3 protein-coding genes and 1 pseudogene are annotated in these 3,424 nt (G+C 67.1%); 3 read left to right on the top strand and 1 reads right to left on the bottom strand.

What is annotated here, in order from left to right:
- The 3 genes and pseudogenes from repC to RIC54_RS23615 form a co-directional block, all read left to right on the top strand.
- Positions 1-1,197 (top strand): plasmid replication protein RepC (gene repC, locus RIC54_RS23625; protein ID WP_350151493.1); only part of this gene is annotated, 1,197 nt, incomplete at its 5' end.
- Positions 1,190-1,333, top strand: coding sequence for a hypothetical protein (locus RIC54_RS23620; protein WP_350098863.1), 144 nt, complete (start codon positions 1,190-1,192; stop codon positions 1,331-1,333). The genes repC and RIC54_RS23620, both read left to right, overlap by 8 nt.
- A gap of 5 nt (positions 1,334-1,338) precedes the next feature.
- Positions 1,339-2,474: pseudogene (locus RIC54_RS23615) on the top strand (DnaB-like helicase C-terminal domain-containing protein).
- A gap of 169 nt (positions 2,475-2,643) precedes the next feature.
- Here RIC54_RS23615 and RIC54_RS23610 read toward each other — a convergent pair.
- A partial coding sequence (locus RIC54_RS23610) for a ParB/RepB/Spo0J family partition protein (RefSeq protein WP_350151491.1) occupies positions 2,644-3,424 on the bottom strand: 781 nt, incomplete at its 5' end.

Below are 3,424 nucleotides of genomic sequence, written 5' to 3'. Positions count from 1 at the left end.
CGGGTGGAGATCGACACGCTGCGGGTGCTTTTCAAGTTCAGCCAGGCGCAGGACTGGGCCGCCGGCAGCCGGCCGATCGTCTGGCCGGCGAACGACACGCTGATGCTCGAGCTCGGGCTGTCGCGCACGGCGCTCAAGTATCGGCTGCGTTGCTTAGCGTCCAAGGGCCTGATCGCGTTTCGCGACAGCCCGACGGGTAAGCGCTACGGGCACCGCGACCACGAAGGCATCCTCATCCTGTCGGCCACCTTCGGGATCGACCTGTCGCCCGCGTTGGCACGGATGGAGGCCTGCGAGCGGGCCGCGGCTCGGCACGAGATGGAACAGGGGCTACGGCGCGAGCTTCGCCGACGCCGGACGATCGCGGTGAAAGCCGTGCGACAGGCGATTGAGGTGGCCTTGGAGTACGACCTGCCAGTCGACTTGACCGCCCCGGAGGAAGGTCTTCGCGCCCTTCGTGATATCGCGGACCCGTGGACACCGATCCGGGACGTGATGGATGCGGTTGCGGAAGTGGAGGGCATGCGCGATAGCGTGGAAGGAGCGGTGAAGGAGGCGCTGAGGGACCAGCTGCGGCGGCAGGAAAGGGGGACGGATGGAGACACGGTCTCTGTTCATGGTGATGTGGAATTAGACCCCGCGGGGCCTGTTGATAGACCCCATATACAAATTACTACCGACTCATTTATCGATAAATCGAACTACCGTAATGCTGCTTTCCGAAAAGAGCGTAGGCCGGCGGCGGACGCCACGCGCAGTTCGGAAGCGCCGGCAGCGGGCGGATCCGACGGTGCCAAACCCGAGACATCTGAGCAAACGGATCGCCACGGCCACGGTGTCGACTACATCAGCCGGTCCATGGCACTCAAGTTGATGCCGGATGCCATGCGCGACTTTCTCGCCGAGGCGGTGCCGGATCCGCGCGGGGCCAAATGGTCGGACCTGGTGAACGTCGCGTACTGGCATTTGACGGCCCTCGGAATCAGCGAGGGCACCTGGCAGCAGGCTTGCGCCGAGATCGGGCGCAACGGAGCGGCGATTGCGGTGTTCGTCATCGCCGCCAAACGCGACGAAATCCGCAAACCCGATCGGTACCTCCGATCGATGGCGTACCGGGCCGCCGCTGGCGAGCTGCAGCTGCACCGCTCGGCCTGGGGGATCCTGAAGGGCGGCCTCGGGGAGGCGGGCCATGCGTGAGCAGCGGGGCCCGGAGCCGGGTGAGCCGCCCGCCACTCGTGAGCCGCCTCACAACCTGGAGGCCGAGCACTTCGCCGACACGGTGAACGGCCGCATCTTCGGGGCCTGCGGCGAGATCGCCACGGCGGCGCGTTGAAGGGGATGTTTGACCAAGGCGAGGCGCTGAAGGACGTCGGTGTGGCCGGATACCTGGTGCGGCTCTCCGGCTCGGTGGTCGCCGTGATCAACTCCGACGTCTTGATCCTCGCGGTCCGACCGGTCATGGGCAAGACGTCGTTGGCCTCCAACATCGCGTTCAACGTCGCCACTGCGAACCTGCGCGTCCCGTCGCCGCATCCGGTGGCGTTCTTCTCCCTCGAGATGTCGGCCGAGGAGCTCGCCACCCGCATCCTGGCCGAGGGCATCAGTATCCCGTCGGAGAAGCAGCGCCTCGGCCAGTTGGTGGACGACGACTTCGGGCTGCTGGTGCAGGCCAGCCAGGACCTGGAGCGCGCCGTGATCTACATCGACGATACTCCGGCGATCCCGATCTCGACCCTGTGCACCCTCGGGCCCGACGCCTGAAGCGCCGGTACGGCCTCTCGATGATCGTGGTCGACCATCTGCAGCTCGTGCGGCCGTCACCGGGAATGCGGATCGAAGAAGATCTCGATGATTTCCGAGGGCCTGAAGGCTGTGGCCAAGAAGTTGGGAACGCCGGTGGTGGCGCTGTCGCAGCTCAGTCGCGCGTCGAGAGCCGCGAGGACAAGCGTCTGGTGCTGCCGGACCTGCGCGAGTCGGGCTCGATCGAGCAGGACGCCGAAGTGGTGATGTTCATCGTCGGAGAGGAGTACTTCTTGGCACGGGCCGAGCCGGTGCAGCGCGCCGAAGAGGCGTGCGAGAAGTTCGACGACCGCCACGAGCCGTGGCTGGAGCGCTGCGAGACGGCCTACGGCAAGGCCGGACGGTCATCTCTAAACAACCGGCACGAACGGCACGGTCACTCTGCACTTCGAGGGCGCCACCACCCGGTTCTCCAAGTACGACGCCGAGGACCACGTCCCGGCGCACTGACGGGTGCGCTGATCCGGGCGAGGGGAGGGCTAGGGCGGGAGCCGATCGGATTGCACCGTGCAAATCGATCGGATCACCACGGATGGGCGGATGCGGGTGCAAGCCCGGGACGCCCGGGTCTATCGGATTGCACGGTGCAATCCGATAGGTGGAGTCGTGATTATGGGCTGGCGATCCTGCGGGACCGCACCGGAGCTATCGATTTGCACCGTGCAATCCGATAGGACAGCCACCTGACGTCGAAAGCGGATCGGTCAGCGGCGCGGCGTTATGCATCGGCGGGTGTCGCATGGGCGAGGGCAGGGGACCGCCCTTCCCGGACACTTATCGGTTTGCACGGTGCAAATCGATCGGTGTCGGCGGCTCCAGGGCCATGGCACCGATCCCGGCGCCTCAGTCGCGGATCTCGATGCCGCGAGCAAGGGTCTCGACCTGCGCCCAGATCTCGTCGATCAGCGAGTCCGGCACGCGCTTGGTGAACCGGATCACCATCTGGCCCTCGTGGTGGGTGAGGAGGGCGGCCTTGGCGCCCGAACGGTCAAAGGCCGCGCGGGGCGGGAGCTTGGCGCCGGTATCACGCTCGGCCGCCGCGCCGGCTTCCGGCGACACGCCGGCCCACACCCCGGTCAAGGTGACGGACCGGATCGCCTCGACCACGTCCTTCGGCTCCACGCCGTCGCGCGCGGCGAGCTCGGCCAGCGCGCGCAGCAGCACCGGCCGGCGGTCGGCGTTCTGATCGACCGCCGGGGCAAGCTTCACCATCTCCATGAAAGGCAGGGACCGGTATGCCGGATAGGCCTCGGCCAGCCACGGCATGAAGGCCCGGGCAACGGTCCGCAACCGGCTGATGGTCCAGTTCTTCGCGCGCAGCAGCCCAGTCACCCGCTCGTCGCTCCAGCCGCGCTCGAGAAGCCGCGCGAACAGCAGGGCGGTCTCCATCGGCGGAGGATTGTGGCGAACCAGGTTCTCCCGGAGCATGTCCTCGATGGCGTCGTTGTCGTCCTTGTAGACGCGCTCGATCACGGGCACGTCCGCCAGCCCCAGGTCCAGGGAGGCCGCGAGACGGCGCAGCCCCTCGACCAGCATCAGCCCGCCGCCGGGCTTCATGCGGACGCGCAACGGATCCTTAATGCCGACGACGCGGATGTCCTCGACCAGCTCGGCGAACTCCGAG

This window comes from Thalassobaculum sp. (assembly GCF_040219215.1).
Classification (GTDB): domain Bacteria; phylum Pseudomonadota; class Alphaproteobacteria; order Thalassobaculales; family Thalassobaculaceae; genus Thalassobaculum_A.
Note: the sequence above shows the minus strand (reverse complement) of the source record. Positions and strands in the feature narration are given on the sequence as shown.

Excerpts from the sequence above, each read along its gene's own strand:
- RIC54_RS23620 (WP_350098863.1), top strand. The coding sequence starts at position 1,190 with ATGCGTGAGCAGCGGGGCCCGGAGCCGGGTGAGCCGCCCGCCACTCGT.